Origin of the sequence: Halanaerobium polyolivorans, from assembly GCF_020711195.1 — a bacterium.
GTDB classification, from domain to species: Bacteria; Bacillota; Halanaerobiia; order Halanaerobiales; family Halanaerobiaceae; genus Halanaerobium; species Halanaerobium polyolivorans.
Map to the genome: position 1 here is coordinate 1 of NZ_JAJFAT010000019.1, position 23,901 is coordinate 23,901.

Consider the following 23,901-nt stretch of genomic DNA (forward strand, 5'->3'; position numbering starts at 1 on the left):
TCAAAAAAGCAAAAAGGCTTTTCAGCGACATATATTATCTTAACACTTATCCCCTCTTTTGTCAAGGGTTTAGAGCAAGAAAAGTAACTGGAAATTATCTACATTTTCCAGTCTTGTTTTCTTTTTCCTTTAATTGTTTTTGACAATTGTTACAATTATTTTTCTTCTTCTAGGGCCATCAAATTCACAAAAGTAGATACCCTGCCATTTCCCGAGTTTTAATTGATGATTATAAATTATTAGATTCTGGTCAACTCCAATAAGACTTGATTTTATATGAGCTGCTGAATTACCTTCAAGGTGATCATAATTATCTTCAAAAGGTACTATTTTGTTAAGCTCCATTTTAATATCGCTTTTCACACTTGGATCAGCATTTTCATTGATAGTTACTGCTGCTGTGGTATGAGGAATATGAATTTGAAGTATTCCCGACTCAACTCCGGAATTTTCTACTATTTTTTTGATCTTATAGCTTATATCAATAAACTCTACTCTTTCCTTAGATTCAATGCTAAGTTCTTTTAACATTTTGCTTCCACCTCCATTATTGTAGAAAACAGAAAATTTAGAATAATCTTAAGCTAAAAAATACCGGGTTAATCCCGGTATAATTTTTTAGTTAGTACTTTCAGGTCTCATGGTTGGAAATAATATAACATCTCTGATTGAGCTTGAATCAGTTAACAACATGATTAATCTATCAATTCCAATTCCAAGTCCACCTGTAGGTGGCATACCATATTCTAAAGCTCTAATAAAATCATAGTCCATCATCTGAGCTTCTTCATCACCAGCTTCACGCATCTCTACCTGTTTTTCAAATCTTCTTTTTTGCTCTTCAGGATCATTTAACTCACTAAAAGCATTTGCAATTTCTCTTCCGTAAATAAATCCTTCAAAACGATAAGTAAAGCGAGGATCAGCTTCAATTTTTTTAGCTAATGGTGAAACCTCGATCGGATAATCCATAACAAAGGTAGGCTGAATAAGCTTTTCTTCTACCCTTTCTTCGAAGATCTCATTTAAGACCTCCCCATATGATAAGCCTTCTTCTGGTTTAATCCCAATGAAATTTGCTAGCTCATATGCTTCTTCTGCACTGTCAATTTCTGTGAAATCAACTCCAGCATATTCTTTAACTGCCTCAACCATTGTAATTCTTCTCCAGGGAGTAGTTAGATCTAGTTCAGTCCCTTCATATTCGACAACAGTTTTAGCCAAAACTTTATCTGCCAGACTGTAGATAAGATTTTCTGTTAATTCCATCATATCATGATAATCAGCCTGAGCCTGATAAAGCTCTAAAGTAGTAAATTCAGGATTATGTTTATATGACATTCCTTCATTTCTGAAATTCCTGTTTATTTCAAAAACCTTCTCAAAACCACCAACAATTAATCTTTTCAGATATAATTCTGGAGCGATTCTTAAATATAGATCCATATCCAATGTATTATGATGGGTTACAAAAGGACGAGCAGTTGCTCCACCAGCAATCGGATGCATCATCGGAGTTTCAACTTCTAAAAAGCCCTTTTCTTCCAGGAATTTTCTCATTTCCCTAATGATTTTACTTCTAATAACAAATGTTTCTTTAACATCAGGGTTAACAATTAGATCAAGATAGCGCTGTCGATAGCGAATATCTTTATCTTTAAGTCCATGAAATTTTTCAGGTAAAGGTCTTAAAGCTTTTGTTAAAAGTTTAAAAGAGCTTACATTTATAGAGACTTCTCCCCGTCTGGTTTTAAATACAGTTCCGGTAATCCCTATGATATCACCCAAATCTAAATCCTGAAAAAATTCATAATCTTCTTCACCAACATTGTTTTGTTTAATATATAACTGCACTTTTCCTGTCTTATCCATCAGATCAGCAAAGCTAGCTTTTCCATGGGTACGAATAGCCATTAAACGTCCTGCTAATTTTACCTCCTGATCTTCTAAGTCTTCATAATCTGCTTCAATTTCAGCTGCATGATGAGCAGTTTCATATTTTTCAGCAAAGGCTTTTTCTTTTTCCTCTCGCAGTTCTGCTAGCTTTTCACGTCTCTGCAGCATTAATTCATTCATATCTTCTAAAATATTTTCGCTCATTATTAAATATACATCCCCTTATTTAATTATAATAGAAATCTTTGATTTCTTTCTGGAGGCAGTTTCAACTAAAATAAGTAAGCTTACTTAAATCTTAATGCTTTGATTTCTTAATTGAAAGTATTTCATAATGTGCCTCACCAGACGGTGTCTCTACAGTTACTTGATCTCCAATAACATGACCTAAAATAGCCTTTCCGATCGGTGACTCATTGGATATCTTATGATTTAATGGATCTGCCTCAGCAGAACCAACAAGTGTATAACTTACCTTTGTATCATTATCAAGATTATGCAGCAGCACAGTAGTACCCAGATTAACTTTAGCATCTGTCACATCTTCATCTTTAACTACATGAGCATTATTGAGCATATTTTTTATCTCTTTTATTCTACCTTCAACAAAGGCCTGCTCATTTTTAGCATCATCATATTCAGAGTTCTCACTTATATCTCCAAACTCTCTTGCAACTTTAATTCTTTTAGCAACTTCTCTTCGTTTTTCATTTTCCAAATAATCTAATTCATTCTCTAACTTGTCAAAACCTTCTTCTGTCAGCATTAATTGTTCTGCCATAAATATCTACCTCTTCTTTCTTTGTTGTACTAACTTTTTATATAATTCTCTAATATCAAAATAAGTTGTCTTTAAATTCAAATAAACTGTGCTATAAAACTAGCAAAGCACAATTATTAATAATTATAGATAAATTTGCTTTTTTTGTCAAGAAGATTCAAGCTGCTTTTTATAATCTGCAAGTAAAGTAATCACTTTTTCTTTCTCGAAAGTATTATTTACCTTGTTTTTAATTTTAGATGCATATGGCATCCCTTTTAAATACCAGGCAATATGTTTTCTCATTAAAGGTACTGCTTGTTTTTCCCCATAAAAATCTACAGCCAAATTTAGGTGTTTAACTGCCATATCTAATTTTTCTTGATTTGAAGCGGCTTCTATTTTACGACCTGTTTTTAAATACTCAATAATCTCTTTAAAAATCCAGGGATTACCTTGAGCGGCTCTGCCGATCATTATGCCATCACAATTGATAAATTCAAAAGCTTCTGCTGCATCTTCTGGACTAAATATATCTCCATTTGCAATAACAGGAATCTCTACAGCATCAACAACATCTTTAATAATCTTCCAGTCAGCTTCTCCTTTGTAAAATTGCTTTCTGCTTCTCCCATGAACAGCAAGTGCGGCAGCTCCATTTTTTTCAGCAATTTTTGCAAGTTCTACAGCAGTAATATTTTCATTATCCCAGCCAGTTCTCATTTTAACAGTAACTGGTATTGGAGATGCTGCTACTACTTGGGCAATAATATTTTCTGCTAATTCAAGGTTTTTCATCAAAGCAGAGCCAGCTCCATTACTAACAATTTTTCTAGCTGGACAGCCCATGTTTATATCAATTATATCAATATCATAATCTTTTGCAATGTTTTCAGCAGCTGCAGCCATAAAATCGGGTTCTTCTCCAAATATTTGTCCAGCTATTTTCCCCTTATTATTTTTTTTATCAAATTCCAATAGTTCCTTTGTTCTATTGTTTCCATACTCATAGCCTTTAGCACTAACCATCTCTGTATATAATAAATTAACACCCATCTCTCTGACAATCTGACGATATGGATAATCACTTACACCTGCCATAGGAGCAAGAAAGACAGCTGGCTCAATTTCTATATCAGAAATTTTCATTTTCATTTTATGATCCCATCCCATTAATATCTGCAATATACTTTAAACCTTCTAAAGTTAAAAAAGGCTCTACATAATCTATTTTATCAGTTTCAGCAGAAATTAAAGTTACTAAACCACCGGTAGCTATAACCACTGCCTTTTCTGAAAGCTCTGCTTTAAACTTATCAACCAAATATTCAACCTGCCCGACAAAACCGTATACAATCCCAGATTTCATACCATCTACAGTATTTTTAGCTATTGCATTACCAGGTTCAATTAGTTCAATCCTCGGTAATTTAGCTGATTGATTAAAAAGAGCCTCTGTTGAAATGCCAATTCCAGGTGCTATCGCACCACCAAGATATTCTCCTTTTGCTGAAACTGCACAAAAAGTAGTTGCTGTGCCAAAATCAACAATAATTAAAGGTCCTGAATATAATTGGCTGGCAGCAACTGCATTAACTATTCTATCAGCACCAACCTCTTTTGGATTATCGGTTTTAATATTCATACCTGTTTTAACTCCTGGTCCGATGACCAGAGGATTAAGACCAAAATATCTATAAGAAGTTTTCTTTAAAATTCTTAAGATCGGAGGGACAACACTTGAAATAATTATTGAATTAACTGAATCACTTTTTATATTCTCCGACTCAAACAAATTTCTAAAAAGTATTCCATATTCATCAGGGGTTTTAGATCTATTGGTAGAAATTCTCCAGTGAGTTGTCAGTTCATCTCCCTCATATAAACCTAGAACCGTATTAGTATTACCAATATCCATTGTTAATATCATTTTTTACACCCCATTAAATATCAAAATGTTCCTTTATTTGCTGAAAAATTTCTTTTGTTGAAAGAATTTCATCGATTCTTCCTATTCCTTCTCCAGTGAAAAAGACCCCATTTTTCATATCTCCAGCTTTAGCAGCAACCAAAGCATCTCTAATACAGAAATTCTTTTTGCAGTGTTTTAAACAATCTGTACAATTCGCTGGTGGTGGTGCTTTATCTTCTTTAATTAAATTAGCGAACTCTGTTTTAATAGCATTAGCTTTTAAACCAACAGAACTCATGATCTTTATTACATCACTTGAAGAGGCTTTAACACAAAGTTCTTTGAATTTTTCTGAAATGGCAGCCTCTTTGCTGGCCAAAAATCTTGTTCCCATTTGAATACCATCAACACCTAAATTAAACATCTTTTCCATATCAGATGGTGTAACAGCATCTCCTGCACCAATCACAGGAATATTCACCTTATTAACAATCCTTTTTATGAGCTCAAAGCTGTGTTCATCTGTACCAAGATGACCTCCTGCATTACCACCTTCTACTACTATTGCTGCAGCACCTAGTTTTTCTGATATTCTGGCCAGTTTTAATGAAGATACTATTGGCACAACAGGAGTATTGCTTTCTTTACCAACTCCAAACATATCACGGGAAAAACCTGCTCCAGAAATAATTACATCAACACCTGCTTCTACAGATGCATGAAGTAAATTTTTGAAGTTTTTAGCTGCAAACATTATATTAACACCTATTATTCCACTTGTCTTTTCTTTAGCCTTTTTAATTTCATTTTTTAATTCCTGCACACCTAAAACAGTCCCGGCAATAACTCCAATCCCACCTTCATCAGCAACAGCTGCTGCCAATTCTGCCATAGATATACGAATTGCCATACCTCCCTGTATTATAGGAAGTTCTGGCCTTAATTTCCCAATTTTAAGTTCTGGTAATTTCAATGTACCACTCCTCATATATTAAACTTTAGTAATTAACTATCTTTTATCTTATCATAGAATGCTTTAGATTTAAATATTAATTTGACTATAAGTCAGCCGGAAGTATTATTCTCCCTAATTATGTCCTGTGATTAACAGTTCTTAAGGAATTTCTACTGCACCATTTATAAGCTTATTTTTATATAGTTCTACTTTGTCAAGTATTGATTCAGCAAGCATCTTATCGGCAGTATCTTGATCAATCATCAGCCCTGAATTGGCCAAATCATAAGTTTTAAATCCACTTTGATGATTATTATTAGCAAAGTTATTGCTTTCTTTTTCTAAAAGATAAGGTATGTTTTTGATAATATTTGTTAAAAGCTTATCAGAAACAGGTTCAGCTAATTTATTTTGAACCCCAATCAAATAAAAATCATTTTCCTCAGCAGAAGCAACAATAGCCTCTGAAGCAGAACCACTATAATAGAAAATCACATCTGCCCCAGCATAATAAAGCTGATCTGTTCTTTCTCTAGCAGTATTATTCTGCTTAGATCTACTAAGATATTCGCTCAGCAATTTTATCTCCGGCTTAAGTTCCTTTGCACCTGCCGCAAAACCAGCTTCAAATTTCTTGCTTCTATTATTTTCCCGCTCACCTATAAAGGCTATAACATCACTTTCACTTTTTAGAGCTGCAATAACTCCAGCTAAAAAAGCTCCTTCTTCTACTGCAAAATCGATTGATAATACATTATCAAGTTCAACTCTACCATCAATTATTAAAAAATCTTTTTCACTATAAAGCTGAGCTGTTTCTTTAACAGACTGCTGCATTGAAGGCCCAATTGCTACAATTAAATCAGCTTGATCTGCAGCTAAATAGCTCAATTTTGGTAGATAATCAGTCAAAAGCTCTGTTTTGAGAAAATTAGAATTAAAATTCCCCCCACTTTCTAATGCTTTCAAAACACTTTCAACTGCTTTATTATAAGAGGGGACAGCCGGATTTTCAACTTCAGTAATCAAGCCAATATTTGTACTTTGGGCTGCAATAGTTAAAGTGATGCTCAAGATTAAAAAGATAAATAATAAGCTTATTAGTTTTTTCAAAAAATCACCTCAAAATAAGTCTAACTTCTTTAATTGCTGTATTTAAAACTTGTATTAAAAGATTGAAATTTCTTCTGGCTCCCGTCTTCTAATTCGGCCAGAATTTCTCCACTATCCAGTATATCCTTAATTATTACATTGTATATAGTATTGTTTTGACTAAGTTTTACTCTTTTCCCAATTATATTTAAAGCTTTTTTCCATTTTGAAATGACTTCTTTTCTCCTGCCAGAAAAATATTTATTTATATAACTTTCAATTTCAAAAATTAAATTACTTAAAAAAACATTTTTGTTTATTTTTTGAGATTTTTCTATATAATATGAAGTAGCCAGGTCTTTGATTTCTTCATTAAATGAGCTGTTATTTAAGTTTATACCACAGCCAATTATTACAAAAGCACTCTTGTTTTGAGTAAAAAAAAGTTCAGAAAGTATCCCACAAATTTTCTTCTCATTAACTAAAATATCATTGGGCCATTTAATATCTGTTTTTAAAGAAAAATTCTTAAAGCTTTCTTTTACAGCTAAGGCTGCTGCTGCAGTGACCTGGGGTATTTCGGGAGAATTATCCGGTAGTTTAAACAAAAAAGAAACTGAAAGACTTTCCCCAGTATTTGAAAACCAGCTTTTACCTCTTCTACCCTTAGCTTTTAACTGCTTATCAGCAGCAAAAACAAATAATTGTTCTGCAGATAATTTATTTATTGAAGCAGTATTTAATTTTTCAGCAAATCTTTTTGCTTTCTCATTAGTTGAATCAATTTTTTTATCTATAGCCAAATCTATTTTAGAAATCAGTTCATTTTTGCCTTTAATTTCTTTTAATTTAGCATAGATTAGTTTTTTATCTAGAATGTTCAAAATTTCTTCTCTAACCATAAATTCACCTAATTCCTCAGAAAAGGCCCTCTTATGAGGGCCAATTTTTTAATGACACTATTAATTTTTAATTAACAGCTAGTACCTGCCCTTATTTCTCTTATATTAACTGTATCATGATTAAGTACTACCTTAATAAAATAAGCGTAAAGCGGAATATTTATCAGCTGGCTTATTAATCTAGGCGGCATTATTACAGCAAATGGAACTCCAAACAAAATATTTATAAAATAAGGTACTAAGATTATTGAAGTTATTAATTGTCCTAGAGAAATAGCAATAAAAATCACGGGCAGAGTCCTACATCTTTTCAGAACATAAAATACAATTAAACCTGGAATAAAACCAGTTAAAAAAGAAGTCAAGGTAAAATGAGGCATATATGCACCAAGAGGATTAATAAAATATCCTAAAAGATCACCTAATGCACCAACTATACCTCCAGCAAGGGGGCCAAAAGCTACTCCAGCAAAAATAATTGGTAGTGCTCCAAAACCTATTCTTACTCCTTCTACACCTGCCACGGGAATTCTGATACTAAAAACTCTAGTAAAAAGAATCGTTAAAGCTACTAAAAAAGACAATTGTGTTATTCTTTTTGTACTAAAATTCAAAATTCGCACCTCCCTCCCTCTTCGGTTAGAATGATAGTTTTCTGCACCAAAGAAAGAGGAAACTTTGGAGACAGCGGACGCGACATTGAGACCGCAGCTAAATGCTTTCGTTTCAGAGCAACGTCCCATCTCTGAACACTCTACGCCTCATGCCTACTCTATCACACAATATTTGTCTATATTATAACCCATCTTGATTATAATTTAAAGTAAAATTAAAATAAACCGGTAATTTTCCCATCAGCATCTATATCTATATCTTCAGATGATGGTCTTTTAGGTAGTCCGGGCATTGTTAATACCGGTCCGGTCATAACAACCAAAAATCCTGCACCTGCTGAAAGGTTAATCTCATTAATGCTAATCTTAAACCCACTGGGCCTTCCCTTTAAAGCAGGATCATCTGAAATGGAGCTCTGGGTTTTGGCCATACAGATAGGCAGGTCTGAATAACCCTGTTTTTTATATTTCTCTATCTGCTCAAGGGCGCTCCTGCTGTATTCAACACCATCAGCCCCATAAATTTCTTCAGCAATAATTCTTATTTTTTCTTTAATTGAAGCATCATTTTCATAAAGAAATTTAAAGTCACTTTTTTCGTTTTCCAGCAGAAGAAGTAATTTATTTGCTAGTTCTTCTCCACCCTCAGCACCTTTTGCCCAGACCTCTGATAAAGCAACCTTTACTCCTAATTTCTGACATTCCTTTTTAACCAGCTCTATTTCTGCTTCTGTATCATCAGGGAAGCGGTTTATTGCAACTAAGGCAGGTACCCCAAATTTAGCAACATTTTCGATATGCTTTTCTAAATTGGCCATCCCTGCTTTTAAGGCAGTCAAATTTTCTTCTTTTAAGTCATCAATATCTACTCCACCGTGCATCTTTAATGCTCTAATAGTTGCAACAATTACTGTTGCATCTGCTTTCAAACCTGCATAACGAGACTTGATATTATAGAATTTTTCTGCTCCTAAATCAGCACCAAAGCCAGCTTCTGTAACTGTTATATCAGCAAGTTTCATAGCTAATTTAGTTGCCATTACACTATTACAGCCATGGGCAATATTTGCAAAAGGCCCTCCATGAATAAAGGCTGGAGTGTTTTCTAAGGTCTGAACTAAATTAGGTTTGATAGCATCTTTTAAGAGAGCTGTCATAGCTCCTTCAACTTTTAAGTCATGAGCTGTAACACTTTCCCCTTCATATGTATAAGCAACAACAATTTTACCTAGTTTTTCTTTTAATTCCATCAAATCATTGGCCAGACATAAGATAGCCATAACCTCTGAAGCTACGGTAATTAAAAATCCATCTTCACGTGGTTGACCATTGATAGTACCACCTAAACCTACAACCGTCTCTCTTAAGGCTCTATCATTCATATCTAAAGCTCGCTTAAATGTAACTTTAGTCGGGTCTATGTTCAATTCATTTCCCTGTTTGATATGGTTGTCTATAACTGCTGAAAGCAAATTATGAGCAACTCCGATTGCATGAATATCTCCTGTAAAATGAAGATTAATATCTTCCATCGGTACAACCTGAGCATAACCTCCACCTGCTGCCCCACCTTTGATCCCCATTGTTGGTCCTAAAGATGGCTCACGTAAAGCTATAGCAGCATTTTTGCCAATGCTATTTAAAGCCTGACCTAAACCTACTGTTGTAGTGGTTTTCCCTTCTCCAGCTGGAGTTGGTGTTATTGCTGTAACCAAAACAAGTTTGCTGTCTTCTTTTTCCGGCAGTCTTTTTAAAACATCTAGATTTACCTTAGCTTTATATTTGCCGAAAAACTTCAAATCAGCTTCAGATAGACCTAACTGAGCAGCGATTTCAGTAATTTCCTCCATTTCAGATGCTTGAGCTATTTCAATATCACTTTTCAAAATACTTCCCCCTCAATAAATTAAGTAGTATTTAATTCTTATTAATTTATTTCAATATAATTAAATAAATCCCTTTATTTTTAATATTTGTCCCTTGAAAGCAGATCCAGGAGCTATTATAAACTTTAACTCCTTTGACCCTCCTCCGGGCAAGCCCACAATTTTAAGAGCAGACTTTAGCTTCTAGATATTAAATCAAAAGAGCATAACCTTAACTGTAATTAAAGCAAATTCTTATTTATTATTTTCTTTTAATTGTTTTCTCTTATTAAAAAAAGTTTTACTACCCCTATTGACCATAAAAAATACTGTTAGGGTCACACTTCCCAGAATTCCCATCATAATAGCTATTTGGTATCTGATAGCAGTCAATGGTGAGGCACCTGCCAAGATTTGACCTGTCATCATACCCGGTAAAAATACTATTCCCATTCCCATCATTGAATTAATAGTTGGTAAAATAGCATTATAAAAAGCTTTTTTATTTATTTCTTCAACCGCTTTAGAAGGTTCTGCCCCTAACATTAAATAGTTTTCTATCAGCCGCTTATTATCTTTAAAACCATTAACTAAATGATTAACTCCCAGAGATATTCCTGTCATAGAATTTCCGATCAGCATCCCTGATAAGGGAATAAAATAATCGGCTCTGTACCAGGGTTCTAAACCAATAACTCCTAAGAGGAAAAACATAATTGCAATTAAAGTACCTGAAAACATAGAGACCGCGATAATACCTTTAAGTTCACTGGAGATTTCTCCATCAACTCTACCATAAATATTATAGACAGCAAATGTTTCCATAACAAGCAGTATCAATACACTGAAAAAAGGATTTTGATTTGCAAAAACATAATCAAGCAAAAAACCAATCGCAATTAATTGAATAGTCATTCTTATAGAAGCTAAAATGATCTCTGATTCATTGCCAATATTCTTCTTCCGAACTATAAAAAGCAGGATTACTACAAAAATATATGCTAATACTAGCTGCATTAGGTGAATATCAACTATAGCATTCTCCATCTTTAACACTCCTTCTATTTTTGATCAACTAACTTCCCCTGCTCAATATTTATAATCTCATCTGCATATTCTTCTGCAACATGTGGATTATGAGTAACCATAATTAAAGTTCTATCATTCTTTTTGACATAATTTGCAACCATCTTGATAATTAAATCTTCGGTTTCTAAATCCAAAGATGCAGAGGGTTCATCTAAAAGTAGTGTTTCAGGTTCTAAAAGCATAACTCTTGCTAAGGCAAGCCGCTGTCTTTCTCCTCCCGAAAGCTTTGAAGCATCCTCAAATAAGTCTTTATTTAAGGAGACCTTTTCTAAAAGATTTTTATATACTTTATCCTCTGAATATTGCTTACATGTTATTTCTTCAGTTATTTTAAAGTTGTCCTTGATTGTACCTTTAAATATTTGGGGCTCCTGAGCTAACATAACCACTTTTCTTCTTAGTTCCACCGGATTATATTCTTCAATTTCTTGATCCTTATAATATATATTCCCACTATCAGCGGAAATCATATTATTCAATAATTTCAAAAAGGTTGTTTTGCCTCCCCCACTACTACCCAAAATAGCAGTGATCAGTTTATCCTGAATAAAGAGATTATCAATTTCTAAAATATCTTTGAATTTGACATTTTCTAGTTTAAACATGTCTTCCCCCTTCGAAATCAAGGCTTTTAATGATTTCGATTATAATTTTAGCAATTATTTTTCAATAAAGCAAGTAATTAAATTAATAGTTAATTATAAAACCAGCCCAAATGGGCTGGTTATTAAAATACTAATTTTTTGATTTTCTTACTGCTGTGGTTCTGGTTGAAAAGTAGTTACGATTGTACTCTCTTTTCTTTCTTCACTTTCTTTTTCTTCAGCACCCTCTTCTTCAATTACATCCTTATCAGGATCACCAGTAATTTCTTCACCTTTGATTATTAGGCGAATTTGGTCTGAATTAAGTGTTTCATGCTCTTTAAGTGCTGTAACAAGTCTTTCTACAGTTTCTTTGTTTTCTTCTAATAGTCGTACAGCTTTACTAAAGCATTCTTCAACCATTTTACTTACTTCTTTATCTATTCTTGCAGCAACTTCTTCACTGTAATTTCTCTGACGAGAAATATCTCGGCCTAAAAATACCTGTTCATCATGTTTTTGACCCAGGGTTAATGGACCTAAGTTTTCGCTCATTCCATATTCTGTAACCATGGCCCTTATGATTTTAGTAGCTCTTTCTATATCATTTTGAGCCCCAGTACTTATATCATCTAAAAATATGGATTCTGCTGCTCTACCACCAAGTAAGCTGGTTACTTTATCTAAGAGCTGTCCTTTAGTCATAAAGTTTTGATCATCCTCAGGCAGCGGGATTGTAAAACCACCTGCTCTACCTCTTGGAATAATAGAAACTTTATGGGTTCGATCTGCATGTTCTAATAGTTCTCCTAAAAGGGCATGACCGGTTTCATGATAGGAGACAAGGTTTTTCTCTTTGTCTGAAACCAACCTGCTTTTTTTAGCAGGTCCAGCAATAACTCTATCGATAGCATCATCAAATTCTTTCATTGATAATACTTTCTTGCCGCGTCTGGCAGCCAGTATTGCAGCCTCATTAGCAAGGTTTTCCATATCAGCACCTGTAAAGCCAGGTGTTCTTTTAGCTAATATTTCTAATTCTATATCATCATCAAGTGGTTTATCTTTAACATGAATCTCTAATATTTTTTGTCTGCCTAATCTATCAGGTTTATCTACTAAAATCTGACGATCAAAACGACCTGGTCTTAATAAGGCAGGGTCAAGAACATCCGGTCTATTGGTAGCAGCCATCAAAATAATACCTTCATTAGGCTCAAAACCATCCATTTCTACTAAAAGCTGATTTAAGGTTTGTTCTCTTTCATCATGTCCTCCACCAAGTCCGGCTCCACGTTGACGGCCGACAGCATCCAATTCATCGATGAAAATAATACAAGGAGAATTTTCCTTACCTTTTTCGAATAGATCACGAACTCTTGAAGCACCAACACCAACAAACATTTCCACAAAATCCGATCCACTTATAAAATAAAATGGAGTTCCTGCTTCTCCAGCAACAGCTTTTGCCATCAGGGTTTTACCAGTTCCAGGTGGTCCTACCATAAGTACACCTTTAGGAACAGTTGCCCCCAGCTGAGAAAACTTTTGTGGATTCCTTAAAAACTCTACAACTTCCTGTAATTCCTCTTTAACTTCTTCGTAATTAGCTACATCATCAAAATTTAGCTTGCTTTTACTTTCATCCAGTTTAGCTTTGCTTTTTCCAAATGACATCATTTTACTTCCGCCACCCTGCATTTTCTGCATAATAAATATCCAGGCAACAATTAAAATTCCTACAGGTAAGATATAACTAAGTATATTTACCCACCAGGGTGCCGTTGGTTGAGGCTCAGTTCTTATATTTACATCGCCTGCCCTAAGCTCTGACATTAATGATGGAATAGCTTCCGGTGGTACAGCGACCTCAAATCTCTGTCCATTTATTTCACCGGTTACTTCTTGATTACCAATTATTGTTACTTCATCTATATTATTAGCAGCTACTTCTTGGAGAAGATTTGTATATGTGAACTCTTCCATAGTTGCAGGTCCTTGCTGCATAAAAAATTGAGCAACTAAGATAGATATAGCAATCAAAATCAAGTAAAATCCGATATTTTTAACGAATTTATTCAAAATAATTTACCTCCCTACTGCTTCAGTTATACAGTAAAATATTATAACACAATATTTATAATTTGTAAATGTTATCAGCTCCACTTAAATTAGAATTAGATTAGAATGTAAAATATAAAATAATAATATAATGATTGCTTTAAATTGCTCGATTTCCAATTTTTTTAGTTATACATTTTTTCCTTTAAAACTCCAATAAAGGATAAATTGCGGTATTTTTCAGCAAAATCTAATCCATATCCAACTACAAATTTATCAGGAACCTCAAAACCATTAAAATCTGCTTCGATCTCTTTTTGTTCTCTTCTTTCCGGTTTATCTAATAATGTTACAACTTTTATGCTCTTAGGATCTCTGGTTTTTAAAATATCAACAACATGTTTTAATGTTCGACCAGTATCAATAATATCTTCTACAATTAATAAATGTCTGCCCTCAATATTTTCTTCCATATCTTTTATGATTCTTACAACTCCAGAAGATTTGGTTGAAGCTCCATAGCTAGAAACATCCATAAAATCAAAGGTTACCGGCAAATCTATCTCTCTAGATAAATCAGCCATAAAAATAATTGCTCCTCTCAAAATACAGAGCATTACTATATCATCATCTTCATTATAACTTTCTGTAATTTCTTTACCTAATTCTTTAATTCTTTGTTTTAATTCTTCTTCAGAAATAATTATTTCTTTAAAATCACCTTTAAATACAGAGTTGTTCCCCATTATTAATTATCCCCCTAATTATTATTTTTTAACTTTAAAACTAAAACATTTTCTGTTTCAGCAGTAACTTTATAATCATCGGCAATTCTAAATCCGCTCATCCAAACAATATTGCCCCTGCTATCTACTATGATAGGAATTTGATCTCTCTTAAATTTTGGAACTTTTTGATCGATGAAAATGTCTTTTAGCTTTTTCTTGCCCTGCATTCCTAAAGGGATAAAACTATCACCTTTTTTTCTGGAACGCATATATAGTGGCAGCTCAACTTTTTCAATATCTATAAAAGCTTGACTTGAATTAGCATTTAAATCTATATTATCTCTAGCTTTAATAAAAGCCTCCAAAACATAAATACTGTTAAATTTATTCTTTTTATTGAGCTCTAAAAGTTTTTTTTGGCTGATTTTTTCAGACTCAATTACATCTTTTTTAAAAAATATTAAATGCTCGTAACTAATCTCAACTCTGATGGAAGCAGGTAGATCAATGCCCCTCCCAGTAGTTAAATCATTTAATAATTTTTCTATTTCTAAAATATGCTCTAAATATAAATCTTCTAGATCAGCTTTTAATTGCTGATAGGCGATTCTAAAAATCCTCCGTTTCAATACTTGATCGTAATTATTAAGAGTTTTTAGCTCTAATACTAGTTTATCACTTTCTGAGCTAATTAGACAATTATTATATTTTTTTTCAGCAATTTTATTTAAAAACTGCTCTTCATCAGCAATTAATTTGGCATTTCTAGCAATCACATCTTTTACAGCAGGATTAATTTCTGCTTCAATAATTGGAAGGATTTTATTTCTAATTATATTCCTGCTGTAAATATTTTCTTTATTGCTGCTGTCATACCGAGGTTTCAAATTATTATCTTGACAATATTTTAAGATTTCTTTTTTGCTAAAATCTAATAAAGGATGAATAACTTTAATTCCCTTAAGCTTTAAGCTTTTTTCTATACCACTTAAACCTCTTAAACCACTTCCCCGAAAAAGATTTAACAAAACAGTTTCTGCCTGATCATCTTGATGATGGGCTAGGGCCAAAAGATCGAAATTATATTTAAAATATATTTCTCTAAAAAAATCAAATCTTTCCCTTCTAGCTGCAGCTTCAGCAGAAATATTTTCTTGATTTATTATTTCTGGCAAATTAACTTTTTTAGTATAAAAATCTATGCCTAATTCTTCGGCCTTTTGCTCAACAAAAGCTGCTTCCTGAGCTGACTCTTTTCTAAATTGATGATCAAGATGAATTAAGGCAATATCTACTGCAAAATAATCTTTAAGCCTAAAAAAAAGATCTAGCATGCTTAAAGAATCTGCTCCTCCAGAAACTGCAAGCAAAACTTTATCTCCTGTTGAGAGGAGATTATTTTCTTCAATATTTTTTTTAAACTCACGTACTAAATTCAAGAAAATGCCTCCCCTTTGCTAGATTTTAATCTTTTCAAAAAGAAAAAAATTAAAGGATTTGCTCTTTTAATAAACCATATAATAAATCTTGATCACTTACAGTTAAATTATCACAAGCACAATAATTTAAAATACAGATTAATATAACCAAACCAGCTGTTATTATATCGGCTCTCTCTGCTTGTAAGCCTTTAATTTGTGATCGTTCTGCTAAATTCATATCTTTAAACTCAGTTAAAAAATTATTTAATTCGTAAATATTTAATTTACTTCCTTCAATTATGCTGCTATCATAGGCTTCCATTTCATGCTTAACTGCAGCTAAAGTAGTAATTGTACCTCCAACACCTTTTAAGGCTAGATTTTTGGGTAAATTTAACTTATCATTTAATAAATCAATAGTATATGCTTTAATATTTTTTATTTCTTTGACTGAAATTTCAGCTTCTGGGTTATTGATAAAGCGTTCTGTCATTCTAACACAGCCGATATCCAGACTTTTAAAATTAATATCTTTATCAGTAGGCCAAATGAATTCCGTACTTCCACCACCAATATCAAGCAGCAAAAATTCGGCTTCTAAACTTGAAGCTGCTCCTAAATAATTTAATTCGGCCTCTTTTTCTCCACTAATTATTTGCAGCTTTAAATCAAGTTTAGCAATTTCTTCAGCCAATATATCAGAATTTTTTACATCTCTTAAAGCACTTGTGCCTACAACTTTAACACTTTTAATATCATATTGAGCCATTATAGCCTTATATTCTTTAATAGCTTTGATAACTCTTTTAACAGCTTTTTTCTTTAATTTTTTCTTGGCATCTACACCTTCACCAAGTCTGGTTATTTTTAAGCTTCTTTCTAAAATTTTTAGGCCATTTTTTGGGCTGTTTAATTCACCAATTAATAATCTAGTCGAATTTGTTCCTATATCAATTGCAGCTGCTGGCAAATTCATCAATCCTTTCCTGGCAAATTGAACATTCATCTGGCCAAGCAATTTTTTCAAAAACAATTTTACCAACTGGATTAGATCTATCTGCTAAAAAATGGGCCAGGTGAGTATGTAAACATTTAATTCCTTTTTGCTCCTTAATTCCACCCACTCCAGAATAAAGCAGGGTTTGATAAAGATCTTCAGATAAAGCTTTAGCCTCTTCAAGCTCTTTTTGAGCTAATAAATTTCGTCTCTTTTCTGCATATTTTTTATGAGCTTTCTCCATTTTAGCTTTGAAATCGGAATCTTGAGCTAAAAGATTCTGAAGTTCAGCTGGAAGATTACTTTCTGATTCAAGCCTATCCACTTTATAGTTTAAATATGGACAGCTCAGCCAGTATATCGTTGGAGCTGGAATATTGTTTTTATATGGATTAACAATAACTACAGCTGGAAAATCAAATGGACAAAAAACTGCTGTTTTAAAAAAGTTATTGATTTTTCTATCTAACTGCAGCTCAACAATCTTTTTTTTAGATAAAGGCATCTTTAATTTCTCCTTGCAATAATTAGCAATTTTTAATTTTTTAAAATAAAAAAGAGAAAACACCCTTTACACTAGTTAAAGGATGTTTAAAAAATTTAAAAAATTGGCATGTATTTATTTAGAATTACCGCCCTTTTTTGCCTCCCTATTTTTTAAATCCTGCTGACGCTCACTGCTCTGCTTGAGAAAACGATCCATCTTTTCTTCAAAAGACATCTCTGGAGCGTGATCAATCCTGTCACCTGGATCCTCTAACTGTTTAATCGAAAGACCAATTTTCCCGTCATCATCGATATTAATAACCTTTACTTTTACCTCATCATCTTCTTTAAGGAAATTACTAATATCTTTAACATAAGTGTTAGCAACTTCGGAAATATGAACTAAACCTGTTTCTCCATTTTCCAGCTCAACAAAGGCGCCAAAATTAGTTATCCCTGTAACTTTACCATCAACTATAGTACCCACTTCTATGGACATGCTTAAAAAATTCCTCCCTAAATATTAATATTGTAATTATTATAACTTACTTTGGATAAGGCTGTCAAATATATAGTCTAAAATTTTAAAGTAAAAGAAATTCTTTCCCTTTTCTTATCAACATTTAAAACCTTCACTTCCACATTTTGGCCAATTTCCAAGATTTCAAAGGGGTCATTTAAATAAAAATCGCTCATTTCAGAAATATGGAGTAGGCCATCCTGTTTTAAGCCAATATCAACAAAAGCGCCAAAATCGACAATATTTCTAACCTTCCCGGTGAAAACCATTCCTGCTTCTATATCTTCAAGCTTTAAGATGTCTTTTCTGAACACTGGCCCAGGCATAGATTCTCTTGGATCTCTACCGGGTTGTTGTAAGGCTTTAATAATATCTTTGGTAGTTGGAACACCTATTTCAAGATTTTCTGCAGTTTCTATAAGATCTAAAGCCTTAATTTTATCTCTTATTTCAACTAAAATCTGATTATCTCTAATATCACTAGGCTTATAATTTATTTTATTTAAGATTTTTTCTGCCTCTTGATATGATTCGGGATGGATTGGAGTTAAAGCAAATGGATCAGCATCAGAATCAATTCTTAAAAATCCCGCAGCCTGTTGATAAGTTTTTGGACCAAAGCCATATACATCAAGCAGCTCTTTTCTGCTCCTAAAATTACCATTTTCACTTCTATACTCAATTATTTTTTGGGCATTATTGGCTGAAACACCTGAAACATAGGTTAATAAGGCTGCAGAGGCAGTGTTTAGTTCAACCCCTACATGATGAACAGCATCAACAACAACCTCATTTAAAGCTTTCTCTAAGCGTTTTTGGCTGATATCATGCTGGTACATTCCTACCCCTAGAGACTTTGGATCTATTTTTACTAATTCTGCCAGTGGATCTTGAATTCTTCTTCCAATAGAAATAGCTCCTCTAATAGATACATCAAGCTCCGGAAATTCCTGACGAGCTAATTTAGAAGCTGAATAAACTGAGGCTCCGGCCTCACTAACTATGGTGTATTCAACATCTAAACCATTTTTAATCATATTAACTACAAAAATCTCTGTTTCTCTACTGGCAGTTCCATTCCCAATCACAATTAAATCAACATCATGTTTTTTTATAAGCTCTGCTGTGATTTTAACCGCTTCTTTCAGATTGTTAACTGGAGCGTGAGGATAAATAGCAGCTGTCTCTAATAATTCCCCATTTTCTGCTAAAACAGCTATTTTACAGCCTGTTCTAAAAGCTGGATCGATTGCTAAAACCTTTTTACCAACTAATGGTGGCTGCATCAAAAGAGATTTTAAATTAGTTGAAAAGTTATTTACTGCTTTTTCTTCGGCTTTATCAGTTAAATGATTTCTCACTTCTCTTTCTAAAGATGGAAAGATCATTCTTTTATAAGCATAATCTCTGGCATTTTCAAGCAAGGGATAAAATTGATCTCCTTTAAATTCATAGTAATTATTGATTATTTTTTCTGCTTTATTATCATTACACTCAATTTTTATCCTCAATACATCTTCTTGTTCACCTCTATTTAAAGCTAATATTCTATGGGGAGGAATCTTATTAATAGATTCTTTAAACTCATAATAGTCTCGATATTTTTCGGCTTCTTCCTCATTTTTTAGTTCTGAAACTATATCTGACTTGGCAAAAACAAATTCTCTCAATTTCTTCCTCAGCTCAGCATCATTTGAAATATCTCCAGCAATGATATCTTCTGCTCCACTTAAAACATCCTCAATATTTTCTAACCCTTTTTCTGAATCTATGTATTGCAGGGCCAAATCCTCAAGATCTGCAGTTGATTCCTTTTGAGCAAAAACCAACTCCGCTAATGGTTTAAGTCCTTTTTCAATAGCTTTGTCTGCTTTGGTTTTTTTCTTGCTTTTAAAGGGCCTATAGAGATCTTCAACCTCCTGCAGTGTATCAGCTTTGATTAATTTTTCTTTGAGTTGACTGCTGTATTTATCAACTTCATCAGCTGCAGCAGCAACTTCATTTTTCCTCTGCAGTAATCTCCGCAAATAATCAATTTTTTCCTCTATATTTCTGATTTCCATTTCATCTAAACTTCCGGTCATTTCTTTTCTATATCTTGCAATAAAAGGAACTGTGTTCCCTGAATCCAAAAGTTCTACTACTGATTTTACATTAGATTTTTTTAAATTTAATTCTTCAGCAGTTAATGCTAAAATGTCTGTTTCAATGTAATTAGCCATAAAACGACCCCTTTATTTATAAAATAATTAATCTGTATCTGTTTCTTCTTCAGTTTCTGTTTCTTCTTCCTGTTCTTCAATCGGAACTAAAAGCATCTCACCAGGTTTGACCAAACCTAATTTTTCTCTGGCAACCTGCTCTATGAACTCTTCATCAGCAGTGTTTTCAAGCTGATATTTTAATTCTTCATTTTCTGCTTCTGCCTGGGCTATTCTTGCTTCCATTTCTTCTATTTCTTCTTCCAGGCGGCTCATTCTTGATAAATTATTCCAAAAATTAAAAGCTGCAATAATTAATATTAGAGATACCACAGCTATTACAAAAGGATTAAGTAAAAAATCTTTTCTGTTACGAGGCATAAAACTCCCTCCAAATTATAAAAATATCTTTTAATTACTTCATTCTTAAAAATATTTATCTTATCTTAATTATACTTTAAATGTATTCATTAATCAAAAAATTAAAAAACCGCTCTTACAGCCAAAGCTATAAGAACAGTTTTGAGTTTAGTAAAACTTCACATCTTTAATTTATATTTTTTCTTCAAATAGTTTTTTTCCAGCTTCTTTTAATAACTCAATACCTTTAATTTCTTCAGCAAGAAGGGGCATTTTAATAATAGGAGCAGAAAAAATATCTTTCATTTCTTCAAGATGCTTATCCTGCATTTCTTTTCTTTTCTTAAAATAAGGGGTTGTACAAAATTCTGCTGGTAATATTTTATTAGCGATTATTAATTGAGTTTCTATATCAACAGTTTTTAGCTCTTCAACTGCTCTGCTTGCCTCTAGGATTGGGGTGTTTTCTGGATAAAGAGTAAAAGCAAAAATTGTCTGATTTTTGTTCTGTAATTTATCTATTACTTTTTTAAATCTTTTTTGCGATTCTAAATCTGCTTTATTTTCTCTGTTATTTGCCATTTTAAATTCTAGCTGTTGATTCCAATTTAATGGTAATTCAAGCAAACGCAAAGTGTGTCCGGTTGGAGCTGTATCAAATACAATTTGCTGGTAATAATCTTTTTCTGTATAATCAATGAATTTATCAAAAGAAGCCATTTCTTCTGTACAGGGTGATTCTAGCTCTTCCTTTAAACCCATCAGCATTTCATCTGTATAATTTTTCTCTCTAGCTTCATTTAAAACCTTATTTTTATATTCTTCTGCAACTTCTTTAGGGTCTATTTTAACAATGTCTAAATTATCTACTCCTTTAACAGATGTGATTTCTCCACTAACATCTTGCTCAAATACATCTTCTAAATGAGAAGCAGGATCTGTGGTTAAAAGCAGAGTTTTATAACCTTTTTCTGCTAGATGTACTGCTGTTATTGAAGATATTGAAGTTTTTCCAACTCCACCTTTACCAGCAAAAAATATTAATTTAGCTTCTGTATCTACTGCTTCTAATATTTTAGCATCTGAAATCATTAAATAGCCTCCTTGTATAATTTAACTGCAACATTTTTTAAAGTAGCTAAACCTTTAATTTCTTCATCAAGCAGCCCCATTTTCTTAATTGGTAGATCAATTTTTTCTTGAATATCTTTGATATATTTCTGCTGCATTTCTCCTCTTTTTTTGAAAAATGGATTTTTACATTCTTCCTCTGGAATAATACCGTTTACAATTAATGAACTAGTATTTATGCCAATTTCTTTAAGTTCTTTACTAGCTCTCTGAGTTTCTCTAATGGAACTACTTTCTGGATGCATTACAAATATAAATTCTGTTCGATTTTTGTCTTTTAATAATTGAATGGCTCTATCATATTTTTCTTTTGAATCTTTAATATTTTGCACCGGCCCCATACAGGTTTGTCCACTACCTTTAGCGCTTTCTTCTATATGCTTACTCCAATCTACAGGCAGCTCTAAAAGCCTAATTGTATGCCCTGTAGGAGCAGTATCGAAGATAACAACATCATAACTGTCATCATCCATAAAATCAATAAAACGATCAAAAGAAGCCATTTCTTCTGTACAGGGGGAATTTAACTGTTCCTCTACAACTTTTAACATTTGTTCATTGAAAATCTCGCGCATTGGAGCTAAAGTCTGTTCTTTATATTCTTCAGTAGCCTTTTTTGAATCTATCTCCATTGCGAAAAGATTTTCTACTCCATCTATTGAAGTAACTTGGTGACCTATTTTTTGCTGGAAAACATCTGCTAAATTAGCTGCTGGATCAGTTGTAACAATAATTGTTTTTAATCCTTTTTCTGCATAATGAACTGCAGTGGTAGAAGCCATAGATGTTTTTCCTACTCCACCTTTACCTGAAAAAAAGATAAACTGACTTTTATGATTAGACATTATTTTTCCTCCTTATATTTTATCTGCTGCTGCTTTAATTTCTTCATATGAAGCATATTCACCTATTGTTAATATTTCTCCATTGATTTCTATAATGGGTAAATTTTCAGTCCCAGAATCATTTACTTGGCTTAAAACTGCTTGATTATTTTGAAAGGCAAAAGGATTATGATTCATAGAGTTTCTCTCCACAGTATAGCCTTCTTCTTTTAATTTTTTTACTGTTTGACTGAATTCTACTAATTGGTCATCAACATCTGGCCCACAAACTCCTGAACTACAACACATTGGTGGTTCATATACACTAATTTTTATTTTTTCCACTTTATCTTTCCTCCCTTAATTGCAATAAATTACTTTAAATTATAGATTTTAATCACAACTGAAATCTTTATAATTAGAATCATTTTTAGATTCAGCTAAAATACTGTTAAATTCAGCCTTTATTAATTCAATATTTTCTGTATTTAAGCTGTAATCTATCCAACGTCCTCTTTTTGCAGCATTTATTAAGCCGGCTTCCTTGAGGATTTTAAGATGATGTGATACATTTGGCTGACTAATATCTAATTCTGCTACAAAATGACAGCTGCACATACTATTATAAGTTAATAATTCTATCATCTTTAACCTATTTTCATCTGCAAGTGCTTTTAACATTTTGACAAGTTTTTTGTTAATATCCATGATCTTCTCCTTTAAAAACTAATTTGCGCATTTTGATTATTTTTCAGCTGCGGAATCAACAAGAGCAGAAAACAAATTATTGAAACAGCTTATCCTCTCAATTAAGTCTTCTGGATGCCACTGTACACCAATTAGAAAAGCATGATTTTTAGCTTCTACAGCTTCTGTAATCCCACACTCTGATTTAGCGCTAATTGTTAAATCATCTGCCAGATTTTTAATTGCCTGATGGTGATGAGAATTAACATGTATTTTTTCAGAGCAGAGTATTTTATCAAGCTGAGTATTTTTTAATATATCTACTTTGTGTTTTTCATATTCTAAATTCTTTTTTCTCTGCAAATCCAAAGGTAAATGCGGTAGATCACAATTAAGCTGAAAATCAATATCTTGATATAAACTACCTCCTAAAGCTACATTTATTAGCTGCATTCCTCTACAAATACCCAAAATCGGCAAATTGCTTTGATAAGCTTTTTTGAAAAGGTCAATTTCCCATTTGTCACGATTTATATTATTATCTTTTACCTGAGGCAGTTTGCTTTCTCCATAAATTGCTGGTGTTATATCATTGCCTCCACTCAAGATTAAAGCATCTATTAAATCTATATATTGAGCAGAGAGTTTCAAATTATTAAAAGGAGGAATTACAACCGGCACTCCACCTGCTTTATAAACTGCATTAACATAACTACAGCGTACTTTATTAAATTTTTTATCTTTTTCTTCTCCACAAAAACTTGTAATTCCAATAATTACTTTAGACATCTTAACACCTCATATCAATATATTTAA

At 32.7% G+C, this 23,901-nt stretch carries 25 protein-coding genes and 1 riboswitch; all 25 genes read right to left on the reverse strand.

Features of this window, described 5'->3' with window-relative positions; genetic code table 11:
* Positions 1 to 129: 129 nt before the first annotated feature.
* The 25 genes from LJ207_RS10895 to LJ207_RS11015 all read right to left on the reverse strand — a co-directional run bounded on the left by LJ207_RS10895 (position 130) and on the right by LJ207_RS11015 (position 23,874).
* Positions 130 to 531, reverse strand: a complete 402-nt coding sequence (locus LJ207_RS10895) for a secondary thiamine-phosphate synthase enzyme YjbQ (protein WP_229346536.1) — start codon at positions 529 to 531, stop codon at positions 130 to 132.
* 87 nt (positions 532 to 618) lie between these two features.
* On the reverse strand, positions 619 to 2,100 hold the full coding sequence (gene lysS, locus LJ207_RS10900; protein ID WP_255666879.1) for a lysine--tRNA ligase: 1,482 nt from the start codon (positions 2,098 to 2,100) through the stop codon (positions 619 to 621).
* 94 nt (positions 2,101 to 2,194) lie between these two features.
* Positions 2,195 to 2,677 (reverse strand): transcription elongation factor GreA, encoded by a 483-nt coding sequence (gene greA, locus LJ207_RS10905; RefSeq protein ID WP_229346537.1) that lies wholly within the window; start codon positions 2,675 to 2,677, stop codon positions 2,195 to 2,197.
* 147 nt (positions 2,678 to 2,824) lie between these two features.
* The gene (dusB, locus tag LJ207_RS10910) at positions 2,825 to 3,805 is read right to left on the reverse strand and encodes a tRNA dihydrouridine synthase DusB (RefSeq protein ID WP_229346569.1); all 981 of its coding nucleotides are present in this window, start codon (positions 3,803 to 3,805) and stop codon (positions 2,825 to 2,827) included.
* 7 nt (positions 3,806 to 3,812) lie between these two features.
* Positions 3,813 to 4,586, reverse strand: a complete 774-nt coding sequence (locus tag LJ207_RS10915; protein ID WP_229346538.1) for a type III pantothenate kinase — start codon at positions 4,584 to 4,586, stop codon at positions 3,813 to 3,815.
* Between the two features lie 13 nt (positions 4,587 to 4,599).
* Positions 4,600 to 5,541, reverse strand: a complete 942-nt coding sequence (locus LJ207_RS10920) for an NAD(P)H-dependent flavin oxidoreductase (protein ID WP_229346539.1) — start codon at positions 5,539 to 5,541, stop codon at positions 4,600 to 4,602.
* Positions 5,542 to 5,682: 141 nt separating this feature from the next.
* Entirely contained in the window at positions 5,683 to 6,636 is a 954-nt protein-coding gene (locus tag LJ207_RS10925) for a BMP family ABC transporter substrate-binding protein (RefSeq protein ID WP_229346540.1), read from the reverse strand.
* 29 nt (positions 6,637 to 6,665) lie between these two features.
* Entirely contained in the window at positions 6,666 to 7,517 is an 852-nt protein-coding gene (locus tag LJ207_RS10930; RefSeq protein WP_229346541.1) for a biotin--[acetyl-CoA-carboxylase] ligase, read from the reverse strand.
* 71 nt (positions 7,518 to 7,588) lie between these two features.
* The gene (locus tag LJ207_RS10935) at positions 7,589 to 8,131 is read right to left on the reverse strand and encodes a folate family ECF transporter S component (RefSeq protein ID WP_229346542.1); all 543 of its coding nucleotides are present in this window, start codon (positions 8,129 to 8,131) and stop codon (positions 7,589 to 7,591) included.
* Positions 8,132 to 8,200: 69 nt separating this feature from the next.
* Positions 8,201 to 8,294, reverse strand: a riboswitch (THF riboswitch).
* Between the two features lie 52 nt (positions 8,295 to 8,346).
* Positions 8,347 to 10,017: a formate--tetrahydrofolate ligase gene (locus LJ207_RS10940; RefSeq protein ID WP_229346543.1), complete on the reverse strand. Its 1,671-nt coding sequence runs from the start codon at positions 10,015 to 10,017 to the stop codon at positions 8,347 to 8,349.
* A gap of 234 nt (positions 10,018 to 10,251) precedes the next feature.
* Positions 10,252 to 11,043 carry an ABC transporter permease gene (locus tag LJ207_RS10945; protein ID WP_229346544.1) on the reverse strand — a complete coding sequence of 264 codons (792 nt, stop codon included), beginning with the start codon at positions 11,041 to 11,043 and terminating at the stop codon, positions 10,252 to 10,254.
* A 14-nt stretch (positions 11,044 to 11,057) separates the two neighbouring features.
* A complete protein-coding gene (locus LJ207_RS10950) occupies positions 11,058 to 11,690 on the reverse strand; it encodes an ABC transporter ATP-binding protein (RefSeq protein ID WP_229346545.1) in 633 nt (210 codons plus the stop codon).
* Positions 11,691 to 11,837: 147 nt separating this feature from the next.
* Entirely contained in the window at positions 11,838 to 13,751 is a 1,914-nt protein-coding gene (ftsH, locus tag LJ207_RS10955; RefSeq protein ID WP_229346546.1) for an ATP-dependent zinc metalloprotease FtsH, read from the reverse strand.
* A 164-nt stretch (positions 13,752 to 13,915) separates the two neighbouring features.
* Complete coding sequence (gene hpt, locus LJ207_RS10960) at positions 13,916 to 14,476, reverse strand: hypoxanthine phosphoribosyltransferase (protein WP_229346547.1); 561 nt, start codon at positions 14,474 to 14,476, stop codon at positions 13,916 to 13,918.
* A gap of 14 nt (positions 14,477 to 14,490) precedes the next feature.
* Positions 14,491 to 15,897 (reverse strand): tRNA lysidine(34) synthetase TilS, encoded by a 1,407-nt coding sequence (gene tilS / locus LJ207_RS10965; RefSeq protein WP_229346548.1) that lies wholly within the window; start codon positions 15,895 to 15,897, stop codon positions 14,491 to 14,493.
* Positions 15,898 to 15,946: 49 nt separating this feature from the next.
* A complete protein-coding gene (locus tag LJ207_RS10970) occupies positions 15,947 to 16,855 on the reverse strand; it encodes a Ppx/GppA phosphatase family protein (RefSeq protein WP_229346549.1) in 909 nt (302 codons plus the stop codon).
* Complete coding sequence (locus LJ207_RS10975) at positions 16,830 to 17,381, reverse strand: DUF501 domain-containing protein (protein ID WP_229346550.1); 552 nt, start codon at positions 17,379 to 17,381, stop codon at positions 16,830 to 16,832. The genes LJ207_RS10970 and LJ207_RS10975 overlap by 26 nt, the downstream gene beginning before the upstream one ends.
* Positions 17,382 to 17,495: 114 nt before the next feature.
* On the reverse strand, positions 17,496 to 17,861 hold the full coding sequence (locus LJ207_RS10980; protein WP_229346551.1) for a S1 RNA-binding domain-containing protein: 366 nt from the start codon (positions 17,859 to 17,861) through the stop codon (positions 17,496 to 17,498).
* 77 nt (positions 17,862 to 17,938) lie between these two features.
* Positions 17,939 to 20,104 carry a Tex family protein gene (locus LJ207_RS10985; protein ID WP_229346552.1) on the reverse strand — a complete coding sequence of 722 codons (2,166 nt, stop codon included), beginning with the start codon at positions 20,102 to 20,104 and terminating at the stop codon, positions 17,939 to 17,941.
* Positions 20,105 to 20,131: 27 nt separating this feature from the next.
* Positions 20,132 to 20,464, reverse strand: a complete 333-nt coding sequence (locus LJ207_RS10990) for an FtsB family cell division protein (protein ID WP_229346553.1) — start codon at positions 20,462 to 20,464, stop codon at positions 20,132 to 20,134.
* Positions 20,465 to 20,635: 171 nt separating this feature from the next.
* Positions 20,636 to 21,535, reverse strand: coding sequence for an ArsA family ATPase (locus tag LJ207_RS10995; RefSeq protein WP_229346554.1), 900 nt, complete (start codon positions 21,533 to 21,535; stop codon positions 20,636 to 20,638).
* Positions 21,535 to 22,419, reverse strand: a complete 885-nt coding sequence (locus tag LJ207_RS11000; protein WP_229346555.1) for an ArsA family ATPase — start codon at positions 22,417 to 22,419, stop codon at positions 21,535 to 21,537. The genes LJ207_RS10995 and LJ207_RS11000 overlap by 1 nt, the downstream gene beginning before the upstream one ends.
* Positions 22,420 to 22,431: 12 nt before the next feature.
* On the reverse strand, positions 22,432 to 22,743 hold the full coding sequence (gene arsD / locus LJ207_RS11005; RefSeq protein ID WP_229346556.1) for an arsenite efflux transporter metallochaperone ArsD: 312 nt from the start codon (positions 22,741 to 22,743) through the stop codon (positions 22,432 to 22,434).
* Positions 22,744 to 22,791: 48 nt separating this feature from the next.
* On the reverse strand, positions 22,792 to 23,106 hold the full coding sequence (locus LJ207_RS11010; protein ID WP_229346557.1) for an ArsR/SmtB family transcription factor: 315 nt from the start codon (positions 23,104 to 23,106) through the stop codon (positions 22,792 to 22,794).
* Positions 23,107 to 23,142: 36 nt separating this feature from the next.
* Entirely contained in the window at positions 23,143 to 23,874 is a 732-nt protein-coding gene (locus LJ207_RS11015) for a gamma-glutamyl-gamma-aminobutyrate hydrolase family protein (protein ID WP_229346558.1), read from the reverse strand.
* Positions 23,875 to 23,901 lie beyond the last annotated feature (27 nt).

Bases quoted from the DNA above. Each gene is read 5' to 3' on its own strand.
- greA (WP_229346537.1), bottom strand. From the start codon at position 2,677: ATGGCAGAACAATTAATGCTGACAGAAGAAGGTTTTGACAAGTTAGAG.
- hpt (WP_229346547.1), bottom strand. From the start codon at position 14,476: ATGGGGAACAACTCTGTATTTAAAGGTGATTTTAAAGAAATAATTATT.
- lysS (WP_255666879.1), bottom strand. From the start codon at position 2,100: ATGAGCGAAAATATTTTAGAAGATATGAATGAATTAATGCTGCAGAGA.
- LJ207_RS10995 (WP_229346554.1), bottom strand. From the start codon at position 21,535: ATGATTTCAGATGCTAAAATATTAGAAGCAGTAGATACAGAAGCTAAA.
- LJ207_RS11010 (WP_229346557.1), bottom strand. From the start codon at position 23,106: ATGGATATTAACAAAAAACTTGTCAAAATGTTAAAAGCACTTGCAGAT.
- LJ207_RS10930 (WP_229346541.1), bottom strand. From the start codon at position 7,517: ATGGTTAGAGAAGAAATTTTGAACATTCTAGATAAAAAACTAATCTAT.
- LJ207_RS10945 (WP_229346544.1), bottom strand. From the start codon at position 11,043: ATGGAGAATGCTATAGTTGATATTCACCTAATGCAGCTAGTATTAGCA.
- LJ207_RS10990 (WP_229346553.1), bottom strand. From the start codon at position 20,464: ATGCCTCGTAACAGAAAAGATTTTTTACTTAATCCTTTTGTAATAGCT.
- LJ207_RS10975 (WP_229346550.1), bottom strand. From the start codon at position 17,381: ATGCCTTTATCTAAAAAAAAGATTGTTGAGCTGCAGTTAGATAGAAAA.
- LJ207_RS10970 (WP_229346549.1), bottom strand. From the start codon at position 16,855: ATGAATTTGCCAGCAGCTGCAATTGATATAGGAACAAATTCGACTAGA.
- LJ207_RS10895 (WP_229346536.1), bottom strand. From the start codon at position 531: ATGTTAAAAGAACTTAGCATTGAATCTAAGGAAAGAGTAGAGTTTATT.
- LJ207_RS10980 (WP_229346551.1), bottom strand. From the start codon at position 17,861: ATGTCCATAGAAGTGGGTACTATAGTTGATGGTAAAGTTACAGGGATA.
- LJ207_RS11015 (WP_229346558.1), bottom strand. From the start codon at position 23,874: ATGTCTAAAGTAATTATTGGAATTACAAGTTTTTGTGGAGAAGAAAAA.
- LJ207_RS10985 (WP_229346552.1), bottom strand. From the start codon at position 20,104: ATGGCTAATTACATTGAAACAGACATTTTAGCATTAACTGCTGAAGAA.
- LJ207_RS11000 (WP_229346555.1), bottom strand. From the start codon at position 22,419: ATGTCTAATCATAAAAGTCAGTTTATCTTTTTTTCAGGTAAAGGTGGA.
- dusB (WP_229346569.1), bottom strand. From the start codon at position 3,805: ATGAAAATTTCTGATATAGAAATTGAGCCAGCTGTCTTTCTTGCTCCT.
- LJ207_RS10915 (WP_229346538.1), bottom strand. From the start codon at position 4,586: ATGATATTAACAATGGATATTGGTAATACTAATACGGTTCTAGGTTTA.
- LJ207_RS10950 (WP_229346545.1), bottom strand. From the start codon at position 11,690: ATGTTTAAACTAGAAAATGTCAAATTCAAAGATATTTTAGAAATTGAT.